The sequence below is a fragment of the Streptomyces rhizoryzae genome (genome assembly GCF_023155275.1).
Classification (GTDB): Bacteria; Actinomycetota; Actinomycetes; order Streptomycetales; family Streptomycetaceae; genus Streptomyces; species Streptomyces rhizoryzae.
Genome location: NZ_JALMUV010000008.1, coordinates 58,842 through 85,228 on the forward strand (window position 1 = coordinate 58,842; position 26,387 = coordinate 85,228).

The following is a 26,387-nucleotide window of genomic DNA, read 5'->3' on the forward strand; positions in this document are numbered from 1 at the left end:
GCGATGGCCTCAGGCACCTCAGCGACCTCAGCAGCGACCGGGCGACGCACCACCGAACTCAGCGCCGAACTCACAGGCTTCCGGGAGGTCCAGCGGCTCGCCTACGCCTGCGCGGAAGCCGTGGCAGCCCAGCTCAGGCCGGGGGTCACCGAGCGCGCGGCGGCGCGGATGCAGCGTGAGTGGCTGCGCGAGCGCGGCGTACAGGACTGGTTCCACCTGCCGTTCGCGTGGTTCGGCGACCGCACCGCGTTCGTCGACTTCCGTGTGCCGCTCCAGTTCTTCCCCACCAACCGCGAGCTGGAGCCGGGGATGCCGTTCATCCTCGACATGGCCCCGGTCCACAACGGCTTCACCGCCGACATCGGCTACTCCGGCTGCCTGGGCCTCAACCCCGTACACAACCGGCTCCTCACCGATCTCGAAGCCCACCGCGAACTGATCCTGCGCGAGGTGCGCGAACGGCGCCCGCTGCGCGAGATCTACCAGGACGTCGACCGGCTGATGGTGCGGCAGGGCTACGCCAACCGCCACCGCGCCTATCCCTTCGGCGTCATCGCGCACAAGGTCGACCGGGTCCGGCAGCGCCGCTGGTCCCCCACCCTCTTCGGCTTCGGCACCCAGTCCCTCAAGGGCCTCGCCTCGGACGCGCTGCACGGCCACCGGGAGGGCTGGTCGCCGCTGTGGAGCCCGTACGCCTTCTCCGACCACCCTCCGCAGCCCGGGCTGTGGGCGGTCGAACCGCACCTCGGATTCCGGGGCACCGGGGCGAAGTTCGAGGAGATCCTGGTCGTCACGGACTCCAAGGACCCGCAGGAAAGCGCTTTTTGGCTCGACGACGATCTGCCGCATGTGCGGCGCTGGCAGGAGGAGAAGGCCGCGTGAAGACGGGACGTGGACAAGGCGGGCAGCAGGGCCGGGACCCTCACCGGCGCGGGGGTGGGGAGCACGGGCGCCAGGGGCCCGGCGGGGCACTCGCAACGGCCCGGGAGCGCTGGGTCCGCACCGGCGGCGTCGACCTGTGCGTCGCCGAACTGGGCGATCCGGACCGGCCCACGGTGATCCTGGTGCACGGCTACCCCGACAGCAAGGAAGTCTGGTCCGAGGTCGCCCGCGGCCTGGCCGAACGCTTCCACGTGGTGCTCTACGACGTCCGGGGCTGCGGCCGCTCCACCGCGCCGCGTCCGCTGCGCGGCGGCTTCACGCTGGAGAAACTGACCGACGACTTCCTGGCCGTCGCGGACGCGGTCAGCCCCGACCGCCCGGTCCACCTCGTGGGCCACGACTGGGGCTCCGTCCAGGGGTGGGAGTTCGCCACCGTGCGGCGCACGGAGGGGCGGATCGCGTCGTTCACCTCGATGTCCGGGCCGTCCCTCGACCACTTCGGGCACTGGATCAAGAAACGGCTGGCGCGCCCCACCCCCCGGCGGGCCGCCCAGCTGCTCGGCCAGGGCGCCAAGTCCTGGTACGTCTACCTGCTGCACACCCCCGCGCTCCCCGAGCTGGCCTGGAAGGGCCCGCTCGGCAAGCGCTGGCCCGGCATCCTCCAGCGGGTGGAGAAGGTGCCCGCCGGCGACTACCCCACCGACTCGCTGCCCACCGACGCGGCCCACGGCGCCTGGCTCTACCGCGACAACATCCGCGCCCGGCTCCGCCGCCCCCGCACCGACGCCTACGCGCACTGCCCGGTCCAGCTGATCACCCCGACCGGCGACGCGTTCCTCTCCGAGCGGCTGTACGACGACCTCGGCCGGTGGGCGCCCCAACTGGTCCGCCGCACCCTCCCCGCCCAGCACTGGGTTCCGCGCACCCGCCCCGACCAACTGACTGCCTGGATAGCGGAGTTCGTCACCGCGAAGGAGGAAGGCGACCCGGCCAAGGGCGTCGGCGCGTCCGGACCGTACGCCGATCGCTTCGGCGGCCAGCTGGTGCTGGTGACCGGCGCGGCCGGCGGCATCGGCCGGGCCACCGCGTTCGCCTTCGCGGAGGCCGGGGCCCGGATCATCGCCGTGGACCGGGACGCCGAGGGCGCCGCCCGCACCGCCGACCTGGCGCGGCTGATCGGGGCCCCGCAGGCATGGGGCGAGGCCGTCGACGTCTCGGACGAGGCGGCGATGGAGAAGCTCGCCGACAAGGTGGACACCGAGTACGGCACCGTGGACGTGCTGGTCAACAACGCGGGCATCGGTCTGTCCGGCTCCTTCATGGACACCACCACCGAGGACTGGCAGCGGGTCCTGGACGTCAACCTGTGGGGCGTGATCCACGGCTGCCGGATCTTCGGGAAGCGGATGGCGGACCGCGGTCAGGGCGGCCACATCGTCAACACGGCCTCGGCCGCCGCCTACCAGCCGTCCCGGATCCTGCCCGCGTACAGCACCTCCAAGGCGGCCGTCCTGATGCTCAGCGAGTGCCTGCGCGCCGAGCTGGCGGGCCAGGGCATCGGCGTCTCCGCCATCTGCCCGGGGCTCGTCAACACCGGCATCACCGGCACCGCCCGCTTCACCGGTGTCTCCGCCGAGGAGGAGAAGCGCCGCCGGGCCAAGGCCGCGCGGATCTACGGGCTGCGCAACTACCCGCCGGAGAAGGTCGCCGACGCCATCCTGCGGGCAGTGGTCCGCAACCAGGCGGTGGTCCCCGTCACCCCCGAGGCCCGCGGCGCCCACCTGCTGTCCCGCTTCACCCCGCGTGCCCTGCGGGCCCTCGCCCGTATCGAGCCCCCGGTGTAACCGGCAGGCGCCCCGCCGCCTGCACCCCGCGCCAGCCCCACCGGGCGACCGCGCTCCGTGCAGCCCTCTCCACTCCGGCGTCCACCCCCTGCCGCCCGCGCTGCCGCCCGCCCCGCCGCGCGTGCCGCGGGGTGGGCCGCCCCCGTGAACGGGGCGGCCGGCAGGCCGGGCGGCGGCCGTATCGTGGCACCACCGCCCTGCCCGGCCCGTGACGGGGCCGACCTTGGCGGTACGGCCCCCGTGGCGCGCTCCCACGGCCCCGCCCCTTGGGCGGCTCCCAAAGGCAGCGCCGCCTCCGGTTCGGCCATCCGGCACTACGGCCCCTCGCCGAGGCGGCCGCCCCGTAAGGAGCACCGCAGTGACGACCGAGCAGCCGCCGAGGGCGGAGTACCGCATCGAGGACCTGGCCCACCTCAGCGGAGCCACGGTCCGCACCATCCGCGCCTACCAGGACCGGGGCCTGCTGCCCCGCCCGGAGCGCCGCGGCCGGGCCAATGTGTACGGCGACGCCCACCTGGCCCGGCTGCGCCAGATCGCCGACCTGCTCGACCGCGGCTACACCCTCGCCAGCATCAAGGAACTCCTGGAAGCCTGGGACGCCGGTCGCGGCCTCGACGGCGTCCTGGGGCTGGTCGCCGAGATCGACGGGCCGTGGAGCGACGAGAAACCGACCCGCATCACCCGCGCCGAACTCGATGCCGCCTTCGGAGGCGCCCCCCACGAGCGAGCGGTCGGCGAGGCCGTCGAGCTGGGCGTCCTGGTACGCGTCCCCGATCGGGAGGACGAGTTCCTGGTCCCCAGCCCCCGGGAACTCGCCGTCGCCGCCGAACTCCACTCCGCCGGCGTCCCGCTGCTGGCGATCTCCGGTCATCTCCGAGAGGTGCGCGGCCAGGTCGAGCACATCGCAGCCCGGTTTCTGGACTTCACCACGGAACACGTCTTCCAGGCGTTCCTGGACCACCCGCCCACCGAGGCCGAGACCGCGGAGGCCACGGCGCTGGTGCGCCGCCTCCGCCCGCTGGCCCAGCAGACCGTCGACGCGGAACTGGCCCGCGCCATGCGGTCACTCGCCACCCGCTACATCCGCCACCACCTCACAGGGGCGCTGACGACGGGCCGCCAGGAGGACGGCACGGCGGCGGCCGGTGAGGGGACGCGGGAGGCCGGAACGGGCGCCGGCGCGGGACCGGACACCTGGGCCGGGTCGGCCCCGGCGCCGCCGGAGGGGAGAAGGGGAGCGGCCGCCTCCCAGTCCCCCACCGACGCGCCCCCCGCCGACGCCCCGCCCGTCGCGGACGCCCGGCCCACGCCCGCCCCGGCCCCCGGGCCGGTCGCGGACCCCCGTCCCGCGACCGGATCGGAGGCCGTGCTGCTGCCCGCCGAGGCCGTTCAGGCCGTACGGGACCTGGTCGGCCCGCAGAACACCGCCGCCTTCATCGCCGCCGCCGCCCAGCGCGAGGTCCATGCCCGCACTCTGGACGGCTTGGCCGCAGCCGCCGGCGGAGCCCGTCCGGTGGCCGAGGGACCCGCCGCCGAGCGCAACTGACGCCCCTGGACCGACCCGCGGCCCCGGCTGCGGGAGCGGTCCACCGCCCGGGGCCCGCTCCCGCTGCTTCTTGCCGCTGCCTGCTCCACTCTCCAGTTGTCAAGGATCGAGCCGGGCGCCCCCGCCCGGCCACCCCTGCGGGTTGCGTCAACCGGCCGGGTCGGGGAGCCAGTTGCCGTGGAATCCGTAGGGCACCCGGTGCGGTAGGTGGACCGCCGCGACGGGCCCGGCGGTGATGTCCTCCGCGTCGAGGATCACCAGGTCGCTGGTGTCGGTGGTCGCGTCGTAGACATAGGTGATCAGCCAGCCCGGGCCGCCCGGGCGGTCGTCCGCGGGGGCGAACGCCGCCTCGCCCGGGGTTCGCCCGGGGCCGACGTCATGACGGGCCACCGCACCGGTCCGCAGGTCGTACCGGAGCAGGGCGCCGGGTATCGGGCCGGTGCCCGGTGCCTCGCCCGCGGTGACATGACCGAAGCGGGCCGGCTGCCCCGTGAGACGGTCGTCCATGCGGGGGAACTCCCCGAACCGGTCATCGAGTTGCTCCTCGGCCACCGTCCCGGCGGCGAGGTCGATCGTCCAGCGCCACAGGAAGGACGGGGTGCGGCCGTCGAGCGCGGCGTAGCGGGAAACGTGCAGCACGATGCGCTGGTCGCCGTCGTCGTGGGCGTTCAGCGCGTGGAAGACGTAGCAGGGGTCGATCTCCAGCCAGCGGACCTCGCCGTGGGGATCGTCCCGCCGGAGGACGCCCAGGCGGGCTCCGTACTCCGGGTCCCAGGCGTAGGGCATGCCGGGGCGGCCGCGGTCGTGGACCATCGGGAGGTCCATGAAGACGACGTGGCGGGCCGTCAGGTGGAAGTCGTGCATCATCGTGGCGGCCGGGACGTCGATGGGGCGGCTGACCACCAACTGACCGGCCGCGTCCGCGCGGTGATAGGTCAGGTAGGGCGGCGTGCCACTGCCGTAGCCGAAGAAGTGCAGTTCTCCCGTGGTGGGGCAGGTCTTGGGGTGGGCCGTCATGGCGGTGGTGAGCCGTCCGCCGAAGTCGTGGGGGCCGGTGGTCTCCAGCTCGTGACCGGGCCGGCAGTCGATGTGCCCCGGCGGTGGCCCGGCGGCATGCTGAGGGCATGAACCGCCGGAGTTCCTCCGCCTCCCTGACCGGCCTCGTCCGCCACCATCATCCCCGCACGTCAGAGGCCTGGCGCACCCCACACCGGGAACCACCGCGAAAGATCCTTCTCGACCGTCAGGTCGTCCGCGAGCATCGCCCGCACCTGGAGTTCGAGCGGATTGTCGCGCTTCTCGCCCTCGCCGGACCGCGGCGCGAAGGGGTAGAAGGTGCCGCGCTTGTAGAGGTAGACCAGGGCCAGCGGCCGCTGCCGGGCGTCCCGGAAGCCGAGGAGCGAGCACAGCAGCTGGGGGCCGAAGCCCGCTTCCTCCAGCGAGGTGTTGACCGCGTGCAGATCGTTGACCAGGCCCGCCACGTCCTCCGGTGCGTGCCGCACCAGCAGCCAGGTGTAGCCGTAGCCGTCCTGGGTGAACTCCACCGAACCGTCCAGGAGCGAGCGCGCCTCCTCCTGGATACGCGAGAAGACACCGCCCTCGACGCTCGCGAAGCACACCGACCCCAGGCCGGTGGGCGTGAATCCGGCCGCGGCCTGGAGGGTGACCGCGGCGGACGGCAGCGCGAAGAGCTGGTCCAAATCCGGGCGTACCGGCTTGCTGCGGCCGAGGATGGCGTCCAGAAATCCCATGCGCGGCTTACTCCTCGATCGGTTGCTCCGATGGCGCGCCGGCATGTTTCACGGGAAACATGCCGGGCGCCGTTCCCTGCCGTCCTGCCGGATGCCGCCGCTCACGGCCGCCCCAGCTGCGCCGCTATCCGGCCCAGCTGGTCGAGCCGCTGCTCCAGCGTCGGGTGGGAGGAGAGCAGCTGGTGGAAGCTCTCCTTGTTGAAGGCCGGGGCGAAGTAGAAAGCGTTGAACGGCTGGGCCTTGCGGAGGTCCTCGGTGGGGATCCGGGCGATCTGGCCGGTGACCTTCGTGAGCGCGGAGGCCAGCGCGGAGGGGCGGCCGGTCAGGAGGGCGGCGGCCCGGTCGGCGGACAGTTCGCGGTAGCGGGAGAGCAGCCGGGTGAGCAGGAAGCTGATGGCATAGACGACCACGCTGACGGCGGTGACGATCAGTACGGCGATGGCGGCGTTCTGATCGCGGTTGTTGCGTCCGACGCCGCTCCACAGGGCGGCGCGGGTGATGATGCCGGCCAGCACGCCGAGGAACGAGGCGATCGTCATCACCGCGACATCGCGGTGGGCGACATGGGACAGCTCATGCGCCAGCACGCCCTCCAGCTCCTCCGGCTCCAGCCGCCTGAGCAGCCCGGTCGTGGCGCAGACCAGGGAGTTCTTCTGATTGCGGCCGGTGGCGAAGGCGTTCGGCACATCCGACTGGGCGATCGCGACCCGCGGTTTGGGCATATCGGCCAGGGCGCAGAGCCGGTCCACCGCGCCATGCAGCTCGGGGGCCTGCTCCGGGGTGACCTCGCGGGCTCCCATGCTGAAGGCCGCGATCCGGTCGGAGAACCAGAACTGCGCCACGAACATCGCCCCGGCGATCAGCAGCACCACCACCCAGGCGCCTTTGAGGAGCACCACCAGCGCGCTGACGACCACGACGTACAGCAGGCCGATGAAGAACATCGTCACCACCATGCGCGAGGTCAGCCCGCGGTCCGGGGCGAATCGGGTCTGTGCCATGGCTCCTCCACAACGCGCCGCACTTCGCGCAGTGTCCCGACCCGGTCGCCCACCGTCCTCTCCCCCGCGCGCCGGGCCGCACACTGCGCCGTTGTCCTAATTCTCCCTCTTCACGGCTATATAGCGGGTAAAGCCCCGGCCGGATACCGCGGCAAACCGGACGGGCCCGGCAGCAGGCCGCGGCCGTTACGCGCCGAGCTGCGCAAGCCCCTCGGTCGCGATCCGCTCGAAGACCGCGGGATCGGCCGCGAACACCGAATCGGCGATCGGCCAGTGGATCACCAGCTCATCGATGCCCAGCTCGGCGTGGCGCCCCGCGAAGTCCACGAAGGCGTCGAAGGAGTCCAGCGGACGGTCCGGGGTGAAGCCGGTCAGCATGATCTTGTGGAGTTCGGCGGCGTCCCGGCCCTGGTCGGCACACGCCTTCTCCAGCCCCTCGATCTGCCTGCGGATCGCCTGGCGCGACTCGGCCGGCGTCCCTCCCGCGTTCGCGACCTTGGGATCGCCGGTGGTCACCCACGCCTGGCCGAGGCGGGCCGCCAGCTTCAGCCCGCGCGGGCCGGTCGCCGCCACCGCGAACGGCAGCCGGGGCCGCTGGACGCAGCCGGGGATGTTGCGCGCCTCGTCCGCGGAGTAGTGCGTGCCCTCGTACGAGACGGCGTCCTGGGTGAGCAGCCGGTCCAGCAGCGTGGTGAACTCGGCGAAGCGGTCGGCCCGTTCGCGCGGCGACCAGGGCTCCTGGCCGAGCGCGGTGGCGTCGAAGCCGTTGCCGCCGGCGCCGATGCCCAGCGTGATCCGGCCCTCGCTGATGTCGTCGAGCGAGATCAGCTCCTTGGCGAGGGTGACCGGGTGCCGGAAGTTCGGCGAGGTCACGAGGGTGCCCAGGCGCATCCGGGAGGTCGCGGTGGCGGCCGCGGTCAGGGTCGGCAGGGCGCCGAACCAGGTCTGCTCGCGGAAGCTCCGCCAGGACAGGTGGTCGTACGTGTACGCGGCGTGGAAGCCCAGCTCCTCCGCGCGCTGCCACGCCTCCTTCCCGCCCTCGGACCAGCGGCGGACGGGCAGGATCACAGTGCTCAGTCGCATGCCTCCGAGCGTACGGGGAGCGCGGCGGAACCCCGCCCGGCCGCTCTCCGCCCGGGCCGCGGTGCGTACCCACCGCACGCCTGTACGTGCCGGTACGCGAAGATGGCCCCGTGACTGATGCCTCCGCCACGCCGCCCCGGCCCACCCGGCTGATCGCCACCGATCTCGACGGCACCCTGCTGCACGACGACAAGACGGTCTCCGAGCGGACGATCACGGCACTCGCCGCCGCGGAGGCGGCCGGCATCGAGGTGTTCTTCGTCACCGGGCGCCCGGCCCGCTGGATGGACGTGGTCAGCGACCACGTGCACGGCCACGGCCTGGCGATCTGCGCGAACGGCGCGGCCGTCGTCGATCTGCACCGCGGCAACCGCATCGTGGAGGCCAGCCCGCTGGAGCAGGCGGTGGCGCTGGACGTCGTCCACGCCCTGCGGGGCGCGGCCCCCGGCACCAGCTTCGCCGTCGAGCGCACCAGCGGCATCCACTACGAACCGCAGTACCCGCCCTTCTTCCTCGACCCGGCCGCGGTGATAGCGCCGGCCGAGAAGCTGCTCGCCGAGGGCTTCGCCCCGCCGGTCGTGCACGGCCCGGAGGACCGCCCCGGCATCGCGGACCAGCCCGTGCTGAAGCTGCTGGCGCACCACCCCGAGCTGGACCCCGACGCCTTCCTCTCGCTCGCCCGGGCCACTGCGGGCCACCTGGCGTCCTTCACCCGGTCCAGCCCGACCGCCCTGCTGGAGATCAGCGGTCCGGGCGTCAGCAAGGCCGGCACCCTCGCCCGCTGCTGTGCGGAGCGTGGGATCGCGCCGGAGGAGGTCGTCGCCTTTGGGGACATGCCGAACGACATAGAGATGCTCACCTGGGCCGGTACGTCCTACGCCATGGCCAATGCCCACCCGGACGTCCTGGCGGCCACCACGCACCGTACCGAGTCCAACAACGACGACGGGGTGGCGGTCGTGATCGAGCGGATCCTTCAGGGGCGCTGAGGCACTGCCGCCGGCGGCGCGCAGCCACGGGCGGCAGGCCCCGTGGTTTCACGCGAAACAGTGACGGAGACCTGCACCGGTCCGGCATGTTTCACGTGAAACGCTCAACTCCCGTGGCACGGCGCAATGTTTCACGTGAAACCGTCGAACCCGCCTGCTTCGACGCAGGTTTCACGTGAAACCGCCCAACTCACCGGTCTCTGCGCATGTTTCACGTGAAACAGCGCGACACCGCAGGACCCAGCCTCGCCCGGCGCTCCTGACCTCGCGCCCTCACAGCGGCGCTTCCCACGTCACCGTCGTCCCCCCGCCGCCGTCCCGCAGCCCCGGGCCGTAGGTGCTGGAGCCGCCCAGCGAATCCGCCCGCTTGGCGAGGTTTCGCAGGCCGCTGCGGCGGCCACCCCGCGAGATGCCCACCCCGTCGTCGGCGACGGTCAGCCGGACGCCCGGGGTGCCGTCGGGCAAGGTGACCGTCGCGTCCACCACCACCTCGATCCGGGACGCCTCGGCATGACGGAAGGCGTTCGACAGCGCCTCCCGCAGGGCGGCGATCAGGTTCTTGCCGGTCAGCTCACCGACCCGGGAGTCGACCGGCCCGACGAACTGCGCCGACGGCTGGAAGCCCAGCGGTACGGCGGCGGTGCCGATCTCCCTCAGCACCCGGGTCCGCAGCCCGGAAGGCGCCTCGGCCGGGCCCTGCTGGAGCGCGAAGATCGCGGTCCTGATCTCCTGGATGGTGGTGTCGAGCTCATCGACGGCCTTGCCGATCCGCTCCGCCACCTCGGGCACCTCGGTCCTGCGCTGCGCGCCCTCCAGCATCATCCCCGTCGCGAACAGCCGCTGGATCACCAGATCGTGCAGATCGCGGGCGATCCGGTCCCGGTCCTCGAAGACCGCGAGCCGCTCCCGGTCGCGCTGGGCGTCGGCCAGCACCAGCGCCAGCGCGGCCTGCGCGGCGAACTGCGTCGCCAGCGTCCGCTCGGCGGCCGAGAACGGCCGGGCGCCGCGGGACCGCGGGGTGGCGAGGGTGCCGAGCACCCGGCCGCCGCTCTTGAGCGGCAGCATCATGCTCGGCCCGAACCGCGGCGCGAGAGCGGTGACCATCCGCGGGTCGCTCGCCGAGTCGTCGATGAACACCGGCTCGCCCGCGAGGAGTTGCTCGGTCACCGGGCTGTCGGCCGGGATCCGCGTGCCCATGGCCCCGGCCGGGTCGTCGGCCGACACCGCGACGATCTCCAGCCCGCCGTCCTCGTCCGGCAGCAGCACGATGCCGGCCGCCGAGTCCGCCAGCTTCCTGGCCTGTTCGGCCACCACCGCGAGCGCGTCATCGACATCACTGCCGGCCAGCAGCTCGGTGGTCACCGCCACCGAACCGTCGATCCACCGCTCCCGCTGCCGGGTCGCCGCGTACATCCGGGCGTTGCCGATCGCGATCCCGGCCTCGGTGGCCAGTACCCGCACCATGTGCAGGTCCTCTTCGCTGAACTCCCCACCGCGCTTCTCGGTCAGGTAGAGGTTGCCGAAGATCCGGCCCTGCACCCGGATCGGCACGCCCAGGAACGACCGCATCGGCGGGTGCCCCGGCGGGAACCCGGCCGAACGGGGGTCCTGGGTGAGATCGGCCAGCCGCACCGGCTCGGGGTGGTGGATCAGCGCGCCGAGCAGCCCCTTGTGGCCGTCGGGCAGCGCGCCGATCCGCTCGTGCTGCTCCCCGGTCACGCCGTAGGTGACGAAGTCCGACAGCCCCTTCCGGGCGTCGTCGATGATCCCGATCGCGGCATAGCGCGCGTCGGCGAGCTCGGCCGCGGTCTGCACGATCCGGTCCAGGGTGATGTGCAGGTCCAGGCCCGCACCGATCGTGCGCATCGCCTCCAGCAGCTGCGGCACCCGCGCGGTCAGCTCGGACGACAGGCCCTGGAGGCTGCGGGTGGCCTCGGTGGCGGCGTCCGTGGCGTCGGGACGGCCGCCGGTGCTGCCGGTCTCCGCGGGTCCCGGGGGCGGCCCTGTCATGGCGGACATGCCCCGAGCCTAATGAGGCCGCATTTCGAGAGAAAGCGCGGGCGGCCCGGAGCGGACGGTGTGCCCTCCGCGGCCCGGCGCTCCCCCTTCACGCCCGCCATCAGGCCCCTGCCCCGGCGGTCACCATCCGCGGATACGCCGCATCGACCGCCCGCTCGCGCTCCAGCATCCGCCGGAACGGACCGTCGGCGGCGGCCAGCTCCCCGTACCCGCCGCGCTGCACCACCCGGCCGCGGTCCAGCACCAGGATCTCGTCCACCGCGTCCAGACCGGCCAGCCGGTGGGTGATCAGGACCGTCGTCCGGCCCTCGGTGGCCGCCAGCAGATCGGCGGTCAGCGCGTCCGCGGTGGTCAGGTCGAGGTGCTCGGCGGGCTCGTCCAGCACCAGCACCGGGAAGTCCGCGAGCAGGGCGCGGGCCAGCGCCAGCCGCTGCCGCTGACCGCCGGACAGCCGGGCGCCGTGCTCCCCGACCATGGTGTCCAGGCCGTCGGGCAGCCCGCGCACCCAGTCCGCCAGCCGCGCCCGGCCGAGCGCCTCCCAGAGGTCCTGGTCGCCGGACTCCTGGCCGTCGCCGCGGTTCCGGCGGGCGAGCCGGAGGTTCTCCCGCAGCGAGCTGTCGAAGAGGTGCGCGTCCTGCGCGCACAGGCCCACCAGCCGCCGGACCGCGTCGCCGGCCAGCTCCTGGGCGTCCGTTCCCGCCAGGGTGTACGTGCCCGCCTCCCGGTCCAGGAAGCGCAGCAGCACCTGCGCCAGCGTCGTCTTGCCGGAGCCGGACGGTCCGACGACGGCGACCCGGCGGCCCGGGGTCAGCGTGAAGCCGACGCCGTCCAGCGCCGGCCGCTCCTGGCCCGGGTGGCGGGCGGTCAGCCCGTGGACGACCAGCGGGAACGGCGTGCCGGGCGCGGCCGCGGGGGCCTCCGGTTCGCGCACCGGCTCCGGTGCGTCCAGCACCTCGAAGACCCGTTCCGCGGCGTGCCGGGTGCGGCGGCGGTACTGCGCGGCGAGCGGCAGCCCGGCCACCGCCTCGAACGCGGCGAGCGGGGTGAGCAGGACGACGGCCAGTTCCACGCCCGCCAGCCGGCCCGCGTGCACCGCCTGGACACCGACCACCGCGGAGGCGACCACGGTCAGCCCGCACAGCAGCGCCGAGAGCCCGGCACCCGTCCCGGCCGCGGTGGCCGAGCGGGACGCGATCCGGGTCAGCTCCCGGTCCGCGCGGCGCACCGCGTCGGTCCGGGCCCCGAGCGCGCCGGCGACCGTCAGTTCGGCCGTGCCGGTCAGCAGATCGACGACGCGGGTGGCGAGCACACCGCGGGCCGGCGCCAGCCGCCGCTCCGCCCGCCGCGCCAGCGCGCTCGACAGCAGCGGGACCCCGGCACCGGCGAGCAGCAGGCCGGCGGCCAGCACCGCGCCGGCCTCCGGCAGCAGCCAGCCGGTGAAGGCGACGGTGCCCGCGCCGACCAGCAGCGCCGCCCCCACGGGCAGCAGCCAGCGCAGGAAGTAGTCCTGCACCGCGTCGACGTCCGCGACCAGCCGCGACAGCAGGTCGCCGCGGCGGCGCTCCCGCAGACCGGCCGGCGCCAGCCGCTCCAGCCGCCGGAAGACGGCCACCCGGACGTCGGCGAGCATCCGGAACACCGCATCGTGCGCGACCAGCCGCTCGGCGTACCGGAACACCGCCCGCCCGATGCCGAACGCCCTGGTCGCGGTGACCGCCACCATCAGGTACAGCACCGGCGGCTGCTGCGAGGCCCGCGAGATCAGCCAGCCGGAGGTGGCCATCAGGCCCACCGCGCTGCCCAGCGCAAGGCTGCCGAGCAGCAGCGCCAGGGCCAAGCGGGACCGCCGGGCGCGGGCCGTTCCGCGCAGCCGCCGCAGAGCCGAGTGCGGGGCCGGTCCGGACGCGGCCGGGCCCTCCGGCAGCGGACCGCCGGCCGCCGACCGCACCGGTTCGGCGGCCGGTACCGGCTGGGCCGGCGCGGCCGCCGCATCGGTCTCCGGGCTCCCGGCCCCCTCCTCCGGCCCGGCCAGCCGCACGGTCCGGTCGGCGACGGCCAGCAGCGCCGGACGGTGGACGACCATCAGGACCGTGCGCCCGGCCGCCAGTCGCCGGACCGCCTCGACGACGGCCTGCTCGGTCTCGCCGTCCAGGTTCGCCGTGGGCTCGTCCAGCAGCAGGACCGGCCGGTCGGCGAGGAAGGCGCGGGCCAGCGCCAGGCGCTGCCGCTGGCCGGCCGAGAGCCCGGCGCCGGACTCCCCGAGCCGGGTGTCCAGGCCGTCGGGCAGCGCGTCCACGAACTCCAGCGCCCCGGCGTCGCGCAGGGCCTCCCGGACCGCCGCGTCATCGGCGTCCGGCCGCGCCAGCCGGACGTTCTCCGCGAGGGAACCGGCGAAGAGGTGCGGATGCTGCGGCACCCAGGCGATCCGGCCGCGCCAGCTCTCGGGCGAGAGGCCGGCGAGGTCCTGGCCGTCGACCAGCACCCGGCCCTCGGACGGGGCGGTGAAGCCGAGCACCACGCTCAGCAGCGTCGACTTGCCGGCACCGGACGGACCGACCAGCGCGACGGTCTCACCGGGCCGGACCTCGAACGAGGTCTCCGGCAGCGAGGCGGCGGTCCGCCCGGGGTGGCGGACCACCAGGCCCTCGACGGACAGGCCGGTCCCCGCGGGCGCGGGGGCGGTCCCGGCCGTCCGCGGCTGCGTCTCCAGGACGGCGAAGATCTCCTCCGCGGCCGAGAGGCCCTCGGCCGCGGCGTGGTACTGCGCCCCGACCTGCCGCAGCGGCAGATACGCCTCGGGCGCCAGCACCAGCACCATCAGGCCGGTGGAGAGGTCGAGTTCGCCGTGCACCAGCCGCATGCCGATGCCGACGGCGACCAGGGCGACGGAAAGGGTGGCGAGGAGTTCGAGGGCGAACGAGGAGAGGAAGGCGATCCGCAGGGTGCGCAGGGTGGCCCGGCGGTACTCGTTCGTGATCGCGCGGATGGCGGCGGCCTGGGCCTTGGCCCGGCCGAAGACCTTCAGTGTGGGCAGGCCCTCCACGACATCGAGGAAGTGCCCGGACAGCCGCGCCAGCAGCCGCCACTGGCGGTCCGTCCGCGACTGGGTGGCCCAGCCGATCAGGACCATGAACAGCGGGATCAGCGGCAGGGTGAGGACGATCGTCAGCGCCGAGACCCAGTCCCCGGTGACGATCCGGGCCAGCACCGCGACCGGCACCACGACCGCCAGCCCCAGCTGCGGCAGGTAGCGGGCGAAGTAGTCGTCCAGGGCGTCGACACCGCGGGTGGCCAGGGCCGTCAGCTCACCGGTCCGCAGCTCCGCGGCGCCGTCCGCCCGGCGCACCGCCGACCCCGGCCCCAACTGACCCGCCCGCGTGACCAGCCGCAGCCGGAGTTCGGACTTGACCGCCGCACCGGCGCGGTGCGCGGCCAGCTCGGTGAGCCAGGAGACCAGCCCCCGGCCGGCGGAGACCGCGGCCAGCAGCGCGACCGGGGTGGCCAGGCCGCCGAGCGTGCGGCCCTGCTGGAAGGCCCCGACCACGAGTTCCGCGATCAGCATGGCCTGGCCGACGACCAGGCCCGCGCCGGCAAGCCCGAGCACCACCACCGCGACGAGGAATCCCCGGGTGGCGCGGGCGTATCGGAGCAGGCGCGGGTCGACGGGTTTCACGTGAAACCTTCCGTTCTCCCGGTCCCGCCCTGGCGGGGCGGGACGCGGCTAGTGGGCTTCGGCGATGTGCTGGGTGCCGATCCGCTTGCGGAACACCCAATAGGTCCACCCCTGGTAGAGCATCACGATCGGCGCGGCGATACCGGCGCACCAGGTCATGATCTTCAGGGTGTAGGGGCTGGACGAGGCGTTGGAGACCGTCAGGCTCCAGCCGTCGTTCAGCGTGGACGGCATGACGTTCGGGAAGAGCGTCAGGAAGAGCATGGCGACGGCCGCCGCGATGGTGATCCCGGAGAAGGCGAACGCCCAGCCCTCGCGCCCGAGCTTGTTGGCCCCGAGCGCGGCGACCAGCGCCACCACCGCGACGATCATGGCGATCAGGCTGTTCAGGCCGCCCTTGTCGGCCTGGGTCCAGGCCAGGAACGCCACCGCGAGCACGGCGGCGACCGGTCCGAGGACGCCCGCCATCCGGCGCGCCCGCTCCCGGATGTCCCCGACGGTCTTCAGCGAGGCGAACACCGCGCCGTGGAAGGTGAACAGCGCCAGCGTGACCAGGCCGCCCAGGAGGGCGTACGGGTTGACCAGGTCGAGCAGGCCGCCGACGTACTCCTTGTGCGCGTCGATCTTCACGCCGTGGACGATGTTGCCGAACGCCACACCCCACAGCACCGACGGCAGCAGCGAGGTCCAGAAGATCGCGTGCTCCCAGTTGCGCTGCCAGCGCTCCTCGGGCCGCTTGGCGCGGTACTCGAACGCGACCCCGCGCACGATCAGGCAGACCAGGATCAGCAGCAGCGGCAGGTAGAAGCCGGAGAAGAGGGTGGCGTACCAGTCCGGGAAGGCGGCGAAGGTCGCGCCGCCCGCGCTGAGCAGCCAGACCTCGTTGCCGTCCCAGACCGGCCCGATGGTGTTGATCAGGACCCGCTTCTCGCTCCGGTCCCGGGCGAGCAGCTTGGTGAGCACGCCGATCCCGAAGTCGAAGCCTTCGAGGAAGAAGTACCCCGTCCAGAGGAAGGCGATGATGACGAACCAGATGTCGTGGAGTTGCACGGTCGCCTCCTAGTACGAGAAGGCCATCGGCCGGTCGGAGTCGGCGGAGTCGCCGCCGATCTTGGTGGGCGGGTTGAGGTCGGACGCGGTGAGTTCCTGCGGTCCGGCCTTGATGTACTTCGCCAGCAGCCTGACCTCGACCACGGCGAGGATCGCGTACAGCGTGGTGAAGACGACCAGCGAGGTGATCACCTCGCCCTGCGAGACGCCGGGCGACACCGCGTCCCGGGTGCGCAGCACGCCGTAGACGACCCAGGGCTGGCGGCCCATCTCGGTGAAGATCCAGCCCCACGAGTTGGCGATCAGCGGGAAGCCGAGGGTGACGAAGGCCAGCCGCCAGTACCACTTCGCCAGCCGGTCGCCCAGCGTCCTGTTCCTGGTGAGCGCCAGGTGCGGCGGCTCCTCGTCGCCGGTCCGCAGCGCGGGTGCCAGCCAGAACTTCCTGCGGGTGAGCCACAGCCCGGCCAGGCCGATGGCGAAGGACGTCATCCCGAAGCCGATCATCCAGCGGAAGCCCCAGTAGGTGACCGGGATGTTGGGCCGGTAGTCGCCGGGCCCGAACTTCTGCTGTTCGGACTTGTTGACGTCGTTGATGCCGGGCACCGGCGAGGAGAAGTCGCTGTGCGCGAGGAACGAGAGCAGGCCGGGTATCTCGATGGCGACCTTGTTGTGCCCCTTGGCGACGTCTCCGTAGGAGAAGACCGAGAAGGGCGCCGGTGCGGCCTTGTCCCACAGTGCCTCGGCCGAGGCCATCTTCATGGGCTGCTGCTTGAACATGACCTTGCCGAGCGAGTCACCGCTGACCGCGGTGAGCAGTCCGGCGACGACCAGGGTGACCAGGCCCAGGCGCAGCGACGTCCGCATGACCTTGACGTGCTTCTTGCGCATCAGGTGGTACGCGGCGATGCCGACCATGAACGCGGCGCCGGTCAGGAAGGCCGCGGTCAGGGTGTGGAAGACGACGACCAGGGTGGTGTCCTGGGTCAGCACCTTCCAGAAGTCGGTCAGTTCGGCGCGCCCGGTGGCGCGGTTGAACTTGTAGCCGACCGGGTGCTGCATCCAGGAGTTGGCCGCGAGGATGAAGTACGCGGACAGGATGGTGCCGATCGAGACCATCCACATGCAGAAGCAGTGGATCTTCTTGGGCAGCTTGTCCCAGCCGAAGATCCACAGGCCGATGAAGGTGGACTCGAAGAAGAACGCGATCAGCGCCTCGAACGCGAGGGGGGCGCCGAAGATGTCCCCGACGAACCGCGAGTAGTCCGACCAGTTCATGCCGAACTGGAACTCCTGGACGATGCCGGTGACGACACCCATCGCGATGTTGATCAGGAACAGCTTGCCCCAGAACTTGGTGGCCTTGAGGTACTTCTCCTTGCCGGTCCGCACCCATGCGGTCTCCAGCCCCGCCACCAGAGCGGCGAGGGAGATCGTCAGGGGGACGAACAGGAAGTGGTAGACGGTCGTGATGCCGAATTGCCATCGCGCCATAGTCTCCGGCGCCAACGCCAGTTCCACGTCGCGGCCTCCTTACGTCCTTACGTCGCCGCATCCGTACGGCCATGTCCCTTTTGCGCCGCATAAAGCAGCACATACAGGACGCGAGCTTGTGAACGCGTTCACATTCACAAGAATTATCTACCATTCGACTCTTGCCTTGGGGACTGGGGGTACGTGACTGCGGTCACGCTGGAATCGATGGCGCGTGCACCTTTATGCCGAGGTTATGTACGCACCCTTCCCCACAGCTTCAACATATTGTTGAATTCGGCGCCATGAAGATCCGTATCTCCTGGCCCGCCGGGCACGTGACCGCCACCCTCGACGACACCCCGACCACCACCGCGCTGCTCGCCGCGCTGCCGCTCCAGGCCACCGCCCACACCTGGGGCGAGGAGGTCTACTTCGACACCGGACTGACCCCGGCCCTGGAGTCCGGCGCCCGCCAGGTCGTCGACCCGGGCACGGTCGCCTTCTGGACCGAGGGCAACGCCCTCGCGCTCCCCTACGGCCCCACCCCGATCTCCCGGGGCGACGAGTCCCGGCTCGCCTCGCCGTGCAACGTGCTGGGCCGCATCGACGGCGACCCGCGCGCCCTGGCCACCGTCCGCGGCGGCGACGCCATCCACGTCCAGCGGACCTGACCGCCGGGCGAGCGCGCAGACGGACGAGGCCGCGGGTCGACTGACCCGCGGCCTCGCGAAAACCGGGCACCGCGCACCGGCCCGGCGGCCTTCCGCCGGCGCCGGCGGCGGACTACAGCTCCTTGCGGAACGCCTCCGCGGCCTGGAGGAAGAGGTCCATGGCCGGCTTCTCCCCGATGGTCACCCGCACCCCCTCACCGGCGAACGGCCGCACGACCACCCCGGCCCGCTCGCACGCCTCGGCGAACGCGGTGGTCCGGTCCCCCAGCCGCAGCCAGACGAAGTTCGCCTCGGACGGCGGGACCGTCCAGCCCTGCGCCACCAGCGCGTCCACGACCCGGGCCCGCTCGTCGACCAGCGCCTCGACCCGCTCCAGCAGCGCCGCCTCGCTGCGCAGCGACGCCACCGCGGCCTCCTGCGCGAGCTGGCTGACCCCGAACGGCACCGCGGTCTTGCGCAGCGCCGCGGCCACCGGCGCGTGCGCCACCGCGAACCCGACCCGCAGGCCCGCCAGGCCGTACGCCTTGGAGAAGGTGCGCAGCACGCACACCTGGGGGCGGTCGCGGTAGAGCTCTATCCCGTCCGGCACCTCCGGGTCGCGGATGAACTCGCGGTACGCCTCGTCCAGCACCACCAGCACGCCGTCCGGCACCCGGTCCAGGAAGGACTCCAGCTCCGCGCGGCGCACGACGGTGCCGGTGGGGTTGTTGGGGTTGCAGACGAAGATCAGGCGCGTGCGGTCGGTGATCGCCGCCAGCATCGCGTCCAGGTCGTGGACCTCCCCGGAGGTCAGCGGCACCCGCACGGACGTCGCCCCGGAGACCTGGGTGATGATCGGGTAGGCCTCGAACGAGCGCCAGGCATAGATCACTTCGTCGCCCGGCCCGGCCGTCGCCTGGACCAGCTGCTGGGCGACCCCGACCGACCCCGTACCGGTCGCCAGGTGCTCCACCGGGACCGCGAACCGCTCGGCCAGCTCGGCCATCAGCCCCGTACATGCCATGTCGGGGTAGCGGTTGAAGGAGCCGGCGGCCGCCACCGCGCTCTCCAGGACACCCGGCAGCGGGGGGTAGGGGTTCTCGTTGGAGGACAGCTTGTAAGCGGCCGGGCCGTCCGCCGACGCCGGCCGCCCCGGCTTGTAGGTGGGGATGCCGTCCAGCGCGGCACGCAGCCGCGGGGTCTTCTCGCTCACCGCAGATCCTCCTCGACCATCCCTCTCGACTCCAATACTGCACACCTTATGAGGATTGACCCGGCCGGCGGCAGCCCCTGGGGAAACCGCCCCTCCCCGGCGCCCGCGGCACCGGACGAGCGGCGCGCGTCCCCCAGGGAGCGCCATGTGCCACCTCGCGCGCCGGTGGCTCACTCCGTGGCGCGCATCCCTCGTCAAGGTGACTTGAGACCTCTTCGAGACCTGGACGGATCGCCAGGCCGAGTGCACATACCTCCCGACAAATGATCAGTCGGCGGAGCAACTTCCTTGGATTGCAAGGAAATTGAGGGCAATCCGTCGTGCAGAAACGTGCCTCCTGGTCCTCACCGTGGCTCCCCCGCGAATGGCCGTAGCGAGCCCTACTATCGGCTCGCCATGACAGCAGCAGGGAAGCACCAGGTGGGCCGGTCGGCCGGTCGCCGGCTGGGGCGCGCGGGTATCCGGGACGTGGCCGCCGCAGCCGGTGTATCGATCACGACTGTCTCCGACGCGCTCAACGGCAAGGGCCGGCTTCCGGATGCCACCCGTAGCCACGTCCGCGAGGTGGCCGACCGGCTGGGCTACCGCCCGTCCGCAGCCGCCCGCACCCTCCGTACCGGCAAGTCCGGCCTCCTCGGCCTGACCGTGACCACGTACGGGGATGAACCTTTCACCTTCACCGAGTTCGCGTACTTCGCGGAGATGGCCAGAGCCGCCACCTCCGCCGCGCTGGCCCGCGGCTACGCCCTGGTCATCCTGCCCGCGACCTCCCGCCACGACGTGTGGTCCAACGTCGCCCTCGACGGCACCGTCGTGATCGACCCGGCCGACGGCGACCCGGTCGTCACCGAACTCGTCCGGCACGGCATCCCGGTCGTCTCCGACGGCCGCCCCGGCGGCTCGCTGCCGGTCACCGGCTGGGTCGACAACGACCACGAAGCGGCCGTCCTCGGCCTGCTGGACCACCTCGCCGAGGCCGGCGCCCGCCGCATCGGGCTGCTCACGGGCACCACCACCGACACCTACACCCGGCTGTCGACCACCGCGTACCTCAACTGGTGCGAGCGGGTCGGCCAGGACCCCGTCTACGAGTCCTACCCCGCCTACGACCCGCGGGCGGGCGCGGTGGCGGCGGACCGGCTGCTGGCCCGGCCGGACCGGCCGGACGCGGTCTACGGGCTCTTCGACCCCAACGGCACCGACCTGCTCGCCGCGGCCCGCCGCTACGGTTTACGCGTCCCGGACGACCTGCTGCTGGTCTGCTGTAGCGAGTCCACCGTCTACGCCACCACCGAACCGCCGATCACCACGCTCTCGCTCAAACCGCGGCGCATCGGCACCGCCGTCGTGCAGATCCTGATCGACGCGATCGAGGGGCTCGACGACCGCAGCCCGGTCGAGCAGGTGATACCGACGGACCTGATCGTGCGGACGTCCTCGCAGCGCCGGTCCCCGCGCACCACCGTCAGTCCGCCGCGCGGTCCGGCCGGCGACTGACTGCGCCCCGGCACGGCGGACCGGGCCTACGGGCGGGCCGCGGGCGCCCGCCCGGCGAGGAAAAAACGGGGTGATCCCGGGAGAAATCCATCGCGAACGCCGGGCTTCGCAGGATTGATCACCCCCGGGTGCGTCACAACCCGAGAGCGGCGTTCCTATGATGGGCGCACGACACCGCGGACCGCCGTCGACCAGGCAAAGGTCCGAGAGGTGCACGGCGGCGCAACGGTGGAGGGGTCGATGACTCAGGGGGCCAGTCAGGGACCCATGGTGTGGACCATGGCGGCACAACCTCCGGCGTCCGTTCCGCCGCCCGGGGCGCCCTCCGGACCGCCGCCCGGCCCGCCGCTCCAGGCACCCGCCGGGCCCCCGGCCGCGCCGGACGCCGCGCCGGACGGGATGCCCGAGGAGTACACCCCGACCGCCCGCGACCTGCCGGTCATCACCCGCACGGACACCCTGGTCGACCACCCGTCCGTCCTGCCGCTCCCCGAGCAGGCGCCCGCGCCCGAGGGCATGGGCCCGCTGTACGTCGTGGGGGACGTCCACGGCTACTACGACGAACTGCGCGCCGCCCTGGAGGCCGAGGGGCTGATCGACGGCGACGGCCGGTGGGCGGCCGGCAACGCCCGGCTGTGGTTCCTGGGCGACTTCACCGACCGCGGCCCGGACGGCATCGGCGTCATCGACCTGGTCATGCAGCTCTCCGCCGAGGCCGCGGCGGCCGGCGGCTACTGCAAGGCCCTCATGGGCAACCACGAACTGCTGCTGCTGGGCGCCAAGCGGTTCGGGGACACCCCCGTCCAGTCCGGCGCCGGCACCGCCTCCTTCCAGGCCGCCTGGCTCCTCAACGGCGGCCAGAAGACGGACATGGACCGGCTCCAGGACCACCACCTCCAGTGGATGGCCCGGCTGGACGCCGTGATGGAGGAGGACGGGCACCTGCTGGTGCACTCCGACACCACCGCCTATCTCGAATACGGCGACTCCATCGAGGCGGTCAACGACACCGTCCACGAGGTCCTGACGCGCAGCGACGCGGACGAAGTGTGGGACCTGTTCCGGAAGTTCACCAAGCGGTTCGCCTTCCGCGACGAGGCCGGCGCGCAGGCCGTCCGCGAGCTCCTCGACACCTACGGCGGCACCCGCATCGTGCACGGCCACAGCCCGATCCCGTACCTGCTGGGCGAGGTCGGCGCGGAGGACGGCGAGGGCGACGGGATCGCGGTGAACGGCCCGCACGTCTACGCGGACGGACTGGCCATCGCCATGGACGGCGGTATCACGATGGCCGGAAAGCTCCTGGTGTGCCAACTGCCGCTGGCCGGCTGACGGTTCGCGGTCCGGGCCGGGCCCTCCGGCCGCCGGCGAGCGGGCCGGACACCATCCGGCCGGTCCCGTCCGCGAATTCCGCAAACTCTCTGTCACCCCGCACCGGGCGCGCTCTACCATCGGTCTATCCGTAGCAGGCTCTCCTCCGTTTCCGCCCGGCGCCCGGCTCCCGGCCGGCCCGTACGGCCCTACGGAGCATCGGGGGATGCACATGAACAGCGCTCCGCACCTGCTGAACGAGGACCGCGCCGACTTCGCGCGGCTCCTCGATGAGGCGCTGCGTACCGCCGACCACCACCCGGACGGCCGCCCGGCCGGCGCCGGGAACCGGCTCACCACCGAGCAGTTGCGCGCCATGGCGCTCAGCGCGACCAGTGCGATCGCGGCCTGCGCGACGGCCGAATACCAGCGCTACGTCCAGCTCCGCAGCGCACTGCGCGCCCCGGCGTCCACCGTTCCCGGCGGCGGCGCGGGCCCGGTCCCGGCGGACCGGCCCGCCGGCGACCGCGCCGAACCGGCCACCGAGGACGACGAGGGGGCCGACGCACCGGCCGGTTTCGGACTCGCCGCGATGGCCGTCGTCCTGGTCCCGGTGCTCGCCGGGATCGCGGCCGTCCTCTTCCTCCTCATCGGCTACCTGCTGCGCGCCGTGGACCCCGACCCGGCCGTCTCCCGCCCGCTGGTCGGCGTCGGCTGGATCTTCGCGGCACTGGCCGCCGCCGGCGCACTGGTCGCCATGGGCTGCCTGGTCGTCACCGCACTGCGCAACGGCAGGGCGCGGGACACCGCGGCCGAGGAGCGGGCCGCCGCGCTGGACAGCGCCCACGACGCCTGGTGCCGGGCGCTCCTGGAGCGCGGGATCGGACCGTTCCTCCGCGAGGCCCTCGCCGACCCCGCCGCCGACCCCGCGGACGACCCGCTCCGCTACGTCCCCCACCCCACCCCGCCCCCGCACCGCCGCACCCCCACCCTCGGCTACACCCGCCCCCGCTTCACCAGCCCCGACCACGGCGGCCGGGAGGACCGGTTGCGGTAACGGGGCACGGGACGGGCGCACTTGGATCGGCGGGCGGGGCGGGGCGGACGGTCCATTCGCCCCGCCCCGCTCGCTCGCTCGCTGGGTGCCGCGCGGGCCGCTCAGTCGGCGATCGGCAGATAGACGCGATTGCCGGCGGCCGCGAACTCCCGGGACTTCTCCGCCATCCCGGCCTCGGCGTCCACCGCCAGGGCTCCGCCGTGCTCGCGACGGATGTCCTGGCTGATCTTCATCGAGCAGAACATTAGCTAAGCGCTCATACGCTACGGTCGTCTCAGCAGCCCGATCTACGGACCGAGAGGGACCCCTGTGGGCAAGCGTGAAGAGGTCATCAGCAAGCTGCGAGGCGTTCCCGAGGGGCTGCCGTCCGTCGAGGAGGTCCGCGCCATGGTGGCCGCCGACCCCAATCTCAAGTGCGTCGTCTGCTACGCGCGGATCTCGTTCGACGGCCGGGTGAAGGACGCCCACGGCATCGAGGACCAGCACCGCGACATGACGGACGACGCCGGCAAGCTCCGGTGGCTGGTCGTATACCGCTACACGGACAACGACAAGAGCGCCAGCAAGGAGAGCGTCGTACGCGACGACTTCGAGCAGTTGCTCAACGATCTCGCGGCAGGAACCACGCCGGAGGGTTACCCGATCCACGGCGTGATGGCCGTGAACGACGATCGTCTGTACCGACGACCGAGCGACTGGGAGCGCTACCTGAAGGCGTTCACCTCACACGAGGGACGCGTCTATCACGACTCGAACGGCGTGCAGGATCTGTACGCCGAGGGGTTCGAGATCAAGGGGCTTGTGGGTGTGGCAATGTCCCTCAGCGAGACGAGGAAGAAGCAGCGGCGCACCCGCAACAGCCACCGCAGCCGCGCCATTCGCGGCCAGTCCGTCGCAGCATGGCGCCCTTTCGGTTGGGAGGACGACAACGTCACGCTCCGCGCGAAGGAGGCAGAAGCGATCCGGAAGGCCGTGCACGACGTGATCGCGGGCGCCTCCATCTCTGAGATCACCCGTCGGTGGAAGGAGGCCGAGTTCATCACGAGCCGCGGCAATCCGTTCCAGTACCAGACCGTCAAGCAGGTCCTTTTGAACGCGCGGCTGTGCGGATACCGGGAGATCAAGGGCGAGTTGGTCCGTGACGGCGACGACCAACCGATCGTGGGCGAGTGGGAGGCGATCATCACCCCGAAGGAGTGGTTCGCCGTTACGACGAAGATCAGGGAGCGAGGCCAAGGCTCCGGGCTGCCTCGTGGCGGCCTGGTCCACAAGTACTTGCTCACCGGCATTCTTCGCTGCGGACACGTTCTCGAAGACGGGACCGTCTGCAACAACAAGATGATCGGGGTCAAGGCGAACGACTGGCTCAATTACAAGCACGCCTACATGTGCAAGAAGACCGTGGACGGCGGTTGCAACAAGACGTACAAACGCGGCGACAAGACGGATGAGCTCATCGAGGAATTCGTAGTCGCCAAGTTGGAGGAGAACGCTGCCAGCAGGTCTCAGGACCTGCCCGACTGGGACAAGGCCGAGGCCCTGGAACGGGCGGTCAAGAGCCGCAACGAGCTTGAGCGCCGCTGGCACGACGATGAAGACGAGGACATCGACGACGAGACGTTCTTCCGCAACCTCCCCGTGCTCGAACGACGAATCAAGGAGCTACACGCTGACCAGGCCAAGCACCAAGCGTTGAAGGCCGAGACCGAGGCAGCGGAACAAGACATCGCAAGGTCATGGAAGGCGAAGACGCTCACGCAGAAGCGCGAAGCGATCAAGAAGGTTCTCAGCGCCGTGATCGCCGTTCCAGGTGGCAAGGGGAATAAGGCGTTTGACCCGGAACTCCTCAAGCCTGTCGTGCGGACTTCCGGCGGATGAGCTGAAGCCCCAGGATCTCCCCCAGGCTCCGCAACTGATCGTCGGAGAGTGGGGGAGATTCGCGTACGTGCCGCTCAATCCAGGTTCTCTTGGCGGCCTCTTCCTTGACCTTCCTGTTATCACTCTCCGCTTTCGCTGCCTGGACACCGGTCATCGCGCAACTCCCGTGACCTTCAGTTCTTCCCGTGCGAAGTGCCTGTTGAGCACCAGGTCTTCTGCGATGCCGGCGGCAATGAGCGCAGCGCCGGGGGTGTGACCGGAGCCGACGTAGCGCCAGTGCCCATCCTTGATCGTGCCGGGGCCGTCGAGCTCCTCGGTCGCGGAGGTGGACCCTTGGTGTTGAGCTCGTTCGGAGCGCAGAGCGGTGTACGTGGTGCAATAGGCACGGGATTTGGTGAGGATGTGGCCCCGGTAGCCGAGGGTGTGTGCCCAGGCCCGCAGTCTCAGGGGAGCCAGTTCCGGGAGGCCGCAGAGCTTCCAGCAGGTGTGGATGAGGTTCCGGACGTGAGCCGACAGCCGGCCGACGGCGAAGTCGTCGGGGCTGGTGATCGGGTGGTCGAGGCCGATGCCGGTGTCGGCTGCTCCCTTGGTGACGTACTTGGCGACGTAGGCGGCAACGGCTTCGTCGGCCAGGCCCTCATGCCCGCCGAAGGCGCGGAGGGGCCGGATGTCGAGCTGGGAGCCCCAGCGCAGGCTGTGTTCTCCCAGGGCCCGGCTGTAGGGAGTGTGCAGGTGGACGGCTGCTGCGGCGGTCCGCACGGCTGCGGTCAGGTCTTCGGCCGACGCCCATGCCGGAGGCGGATCAACGGGACCGGTCGCGCCGTCGAGGCGCACCACCGCATGGACGTGCACCGCGGCGCGCTTTTGGTACTCGGCCACCTTGGCGTAGGAGATACGCACTGTCCGGCGAAGGCCGGTGCGGGTGCGCCCAGTTCGGGCGGCGAGGTGGTTGTAGAGGTTGTCCGTGAACGCCTTCCACAGCCGTCCGGCATGGGCGTGCCACAGGACGTGTGCCAGGTAGTCGTAGCAGTCAGGGCACAGGGGTTGTCCGGCAAGCGAATCTGAAGCGTCGTGGGTGGCCGGGCAGCCACGAGGCCGGTCGTGTTCGCAGCAGTCAGCGTTACGCCGGGGGCGGCAACGCTCGCCGCCCGTGGTGGCGCGGTGAACGGCCCCGAAGGAGGGGGCGGTGAGGGTGACGAAGAGCCGCGGGTGGTCCCGTACCTCGGTGGGGACGTTCTTGCCGCCGAGGAGCCCGGCGCGGACCAGGTGGAAGGTGTCGCCGGCGTAGAGCCGGGAGCAGGGGGCGCAGACGGTTGCGCGGCGGTTGCGGCAGCGGACGAGGGCCCTGCAGAGATGAGACGTCACGTGACGTCACTCATGCTTACGAGCTGCTATCCACTATGCATGCCTTGACCGACCAGGGCAACCACTTATGCTTACGAGTGACGTCAGATAACGTCATGACCGCCG

The 26,387-nt window shown here is 72.1% G+C and carries 19 protein-coding genes and 1 pseudogene; 9 read left to right on the plus strand and 11 right to left on the minus strand.

Annotation, left to right across the window (positions count from 1 at the left end; all coding sequences use genetic code 11):
• Nucleotides 1–3: 3 nt before the first annotated feature.
• The 3 genes from MUU72_RS09405 to MUU72_RS35590 all read left to right on the plus strand — a co-directional run bounded on the left by MUU72_RS09405 (nt 4) and on the right by MUU72_RS35590 (nt 4,272).
• The gene (locus tag MUU72_RS09405; RefSeq protein WP_248012815.1) at nt 4–882 is read left to right on the plus strand and encodes a M24 family metallopeptidase; all 879 of its coding nucleotides are present in this window, start codon (nt 4–6) and stop codon (nt 880–882) included.
• Nucleotides 879–2,726: an SDR family oxidoreductase gene (locus MUU72_RS09410; protein ID WP_308403799.1), complete on the plus strand. Its 1,848-nt coding sequence runs from the start codon at nt 879–881 to the stop codon at nt 2,724–2,726. Before MUU72_RS09405 ends, MUU72_RS09410 begins: the two co-directional genes overlap by 4 nt.
• A 358-nt stretch (nt 2,727–3,084) precedes the next feature.
• Nucleotides 3,085–4,272 (plus strand): MerR family transcriptional regulator, encoded by a 1,188-nt coding sequence (locus tag MUU72_RS35590; protein ID WP_248012708.1) that lies wholly within the window; start codon nt 3,085–3,087, stop codon nt 4,270–4,272.
• A 147-nt stretch (nt 4,273–4,419) separates the two neighbouring features.
• Here the strand turns inward: MUU72_RS35590 and MUU72_RS09420 are convergent.
• The 4 genes and pseudogenes from MUU72_RS09420 to MUU72_RS09435 all read right to left on the minus strand — a co-directional run.
• Nucleotides 4,420–5,370: pseudogene (locus MUU72_RS09420) on the minus strand (carotenoid oxygenase family protein); the annotation flags it as partial.
• An 89-nt stretch (nt 5,371–5,459) separates the two neighbouring features.
• Entirely contained in the window at nt 5,460–6,023 is a 564-nt protein-coding gene (gene pspAB / locus MUU72_RS09425; RefSeq protein WP_248012709.1) for a PspA-associated protein PspAB, read from the minus strand.
• A gap of 101 nt (nt 6,024–6,124) precedes the next feature.
• Nucleotides 6,125–7,024 (minus strand): zinc metalloprotease HtpX, encoded by a 900-nt coding sequence (gene htpX, locus MUU72_RS09430; protein ID WP_248012710.1) that lies wholly within the window; start codon nt 7,022–7,024, stop codon nt 6,125–6,127.
• A gap of 186 nt (nt 7,025–7,210) precedes the next feature.
• Nucleotides 7,211–8,107: an LLM class flavin-dependent oxidoreductase gene (locus MUU72_RS09435; protein ID WP_248012711.1), complete on the minus strand. Its 897-nt coding sequence runs from the start codon at nt 8,105–8,107 to the stop codon at nt 7,211–7,213.
• Between the two features lie 110 nt (nt 8,108–8,217).
• Here MUU72_RS09435 and MUU72_RS09440 point away from each other — a divergent pair, with 110 nt between their 5' ends.
• On the plus strand, nt 8,218–9,096 hold the full coding sequence (locus MUU72_RS09440) for an HAD family hydrolase (RefSeq protein ID WP_248012712.1): 879 nt from the start codon (nt 8,218–8,220) through the stop codon (nt 9,094–9,096).
• Between the two features lie 273 nt (nt 9,097–9,369).
• Here the strand turns inward: MUU72_RS09440 and MUU72_RS09445 are convergent, their stop codons facing one another.
• The 4 genes from MUU72_RS09445 to MUU72_RS09460 all read right to left on the minus strand — a co-directional run bounded on the left by MUU72_RS09445 (nt 9,370) and on the right by MUU72_RS09460 (nt 17,356).
• On the minus strand, nt 9,370–11,106 hold the full coding sequence (locus tag MUU72_RS09445) for a sensor histidine kinase (RefSeq protein WP_248012817.1): 1,737 nt from the start codon (nt 11,104–11,106) through the stop codon (nt 9,370–9,372).
• 109 nt (nt 11,107–11,215) lie between these two features.
• The gene (cydD, locus tag MUU72_RS09450) at nt 11,216–14,788 is read right to left on the minus strand and encodes a thiol reductant ABC exporter subunit CydD (protein ID WP_248012713.1); all 3,573 of its coding nucleotides are present in this window, start codon (nt 14,786–14,788) and stop codon (nt 11,216–11,218) included.
• 48 nt (nt 14,789–14,836) lie between these two features.
• Nucleotides 14,837–15,838 (minus strand): cytochrome d ubiquinol oxidase subunit II, encoded by a 1,002-nt coding sequence (gene cydB / locus MUU72_RS09455; RefSeq protein WP_248012714.1) that lies wholly within the window; start codon nt 15,836–15,838, stop codon nt 14,837–14,839.
• Nucleotides 15,839–15,847: 9 nt separating this feature from the next.
• Nucleotides 15,848–17,356 carry a cytochrome ubiquinol oxidase subunit I gene (locus MUU72_RS09460; protein WP_248012715.1) on the minus strand — a complete coding sequence of 503 codons (1,509 nt, stop codon included), beginning with the start codon at nt 17,354–17,356 and terminating at the stop codon, nt 15,848–15,850.
• A gap of 257 nt (nt 17,357–17,613) precedes the next feature.
• Between MUU72_RS09460 and MUU72_RS09465 the strand changes: the two genes are divergently transcribed.
• A complete protein-coding gene (locus tag MUU72_RS09465) occupies nt 17,614–17,982 on the plus strand; it encodes a cyclophilin-like fold protein (RefSeq protein WP_248012716.1) in 369 nt (122 codons plus the stop codon).
• 112 nt (nt 17,983–18,094) lie between these two features.
• Here MUU72_RS09465 and hisC read toward each other — a convergent pair whose 3' ends face one another.
• The gene (hisC, locus tag MUU72_RS09470) at nt 18,095–19,174 is read right to left on the minus strand and encodes a histidinol-phosphate transaminase (protein ID WP_248012717.1); all 1,080 of its coding nucleotides are present in this window, start codon (nt 19,172–19,174) and stop codon (nt 18,095–18,097) included.
• Between the two features lie 396 nt (nt 19,175–19,570).
• Here hisC and MUU72_RS09475 point away from each other — a divergent pair, with 396 nt between their 5' ends.
• From MUU72_RS09475 to MUU72_RS09485, 3 genes are all read left to right on the plus strand, one after another.
• Complete coding sequence (locus MUU72_RS09475; protein ID WP_248012718.1) at nt 19,571–20,671, plus strand: LacI family DNA-binding transcriptional regulator; 1,101 nt, start codon at nt 19,571–19,573, stop codon at nt 20,669–20,671.
• A 279-nt stretch (nt 20,672–20,950) separates the two neighbouring features.
• A complete protein-coding gene (locus MUU72_RS09480; RefSeq protein WP_282503861.1) occupies nt 20,951–22,003 on the plus strand; it encodes a metallophosphoesterase in 1,053 nt (350 codons plus the stop codon).
• Nucleotides 22,004–22,214: 211 nt separating this feature from the next.
• Nucleotides 22,215–23,039, plus strand: a complete 825-nt coding sequence (locus MUU72_RS09485; RefSeq protein ID WP_248012818.1) for a hypothetical protein — start codon at nt 22,215–22,217, stop codon at nt 23,037–23,039.
• A gap of 101 nt (nt 23,040–23,140) precedes the next feature.
• Here the strand turns inward: MUU72_RS09485 and MUU72_RS35250 are convergent, their stop codons facing one another.
• Nucleotides 23,141–23,272: a hypothetical protein gene (locus MUU72_RS35250; protein WP_282503904.1), complete on the minus strand. Its 132-nt coding sequence runs from the start codon at nt 23,270–23,272 to the stop codon at nt 23,141–23,143.
• A gap of 76 nt (nt 23,273–23,348) precedes the next feature.
• Between MUU72_RS35250 and MUU72_RS09490 the strand changes: the two genes are divergently transcribed.
• Entirely contained in the window at nt 23,349–24,917 is a 1,569-nt protein-coding gene (locus tag MUU72_RS09490) for a recombinase family protein (RefSeq protein ID WP_248012720.1), read from the plus strand.
• A 150-nt stretch (nt 24,918–25,067) separates the two neighbouring features.
• Here MUU72_RS09490 and MUU72_RS09495 read toward each other — a convergent pair whose 3' ends face one another.
• Entirely contained in the window at nt 25,068–26,282 is a 1,215-nt protein-coding gene (locus MUU72_RS09495) for a replication initiator (RefSeq protein ID WP_248012721.1), read from the minus strand.
• Nucleotides 26,283–26,387 lie beyond the last annotated feature (105 nt).

What these genes read in the sequence shown, in the direction of transcription:
- MUU72_RS09465 (WP_248012716.1), top strand. Translation starts at nt 17,614, where the DNA reads ATGAAGATCCGTATCTCCTGGCCCGCCGGGCACGTGACCGCCACCCTC.
- htpX (WP_248012710.1), bottom strand. Translation starts at nt 7,024, where the DNA reads ATGGCACAGACCCGATTCGCCCCGGACCGCGGGCTGACCTCGCGCATG.
- MUU72_RS09435 (WP_248012711.1), bottom strand. Translation starts at nt 8,107, where the DNA reads ATGCGACTGAGCACTGTGATCCTGCCCGTCCGCCGCTGGTCCGAGGGC.
- MUU72_RS09445 (WP_248012817.1), bottom strand. Translation starts at nt 11,106, where the DNA reads ATGACAGGGCCGCCCCCGGGACCCGCGGAGACCGGCAGCACCGGCGGC.
- pspAB (WP_248012709.1), bottom strand. Translation starts at nt 6,023, where the DNA reads ATGGGATTTCTGGACGCCATCCTCGGCCGCAGCAAGCCGGTACGCCCG.
- MUU72_RS35250 (WP_282503904.1), bottom strand. Translation starts at nt 23,272, where the DNA reads ATGAAGATCAGCCAGGACATCCGTCGCGAGCACGGCGGAGCCCTGGCG.
- MUU72_RS09475 (WP_248012718.1), top strand. Translation starts at nt 19,571, where the DNA reads ATGACAGCAGCAGGGAAGCACCAGGTGGGCCGGTCGGCCGGTCGCCGG.
- MUU72_RS09405 (WP_248012815.1), top strand. Translation starts at nt 4, where the DNA reads ATGGCCTCAGGCACCTCAGCGACCTCAGCAGCGACCGGGCGACGCACC.
- MUU72_RS09480 (WP_282503861.1), top strand. Translation starts at nt 20,951, where the DNA reads ATGGCGGCACAACCTCCGGCGTCCGTTCCGCCGCCCGGGGCGCCCTCC.
- MUU72_RS09485 (WP_248012818.1), top strand. Translation starts at nt 22,215, where the DNA reads ATGAACAGCGCTCCGCACCTGCTGAACGAGGACCGCGCCGACTTCGCG.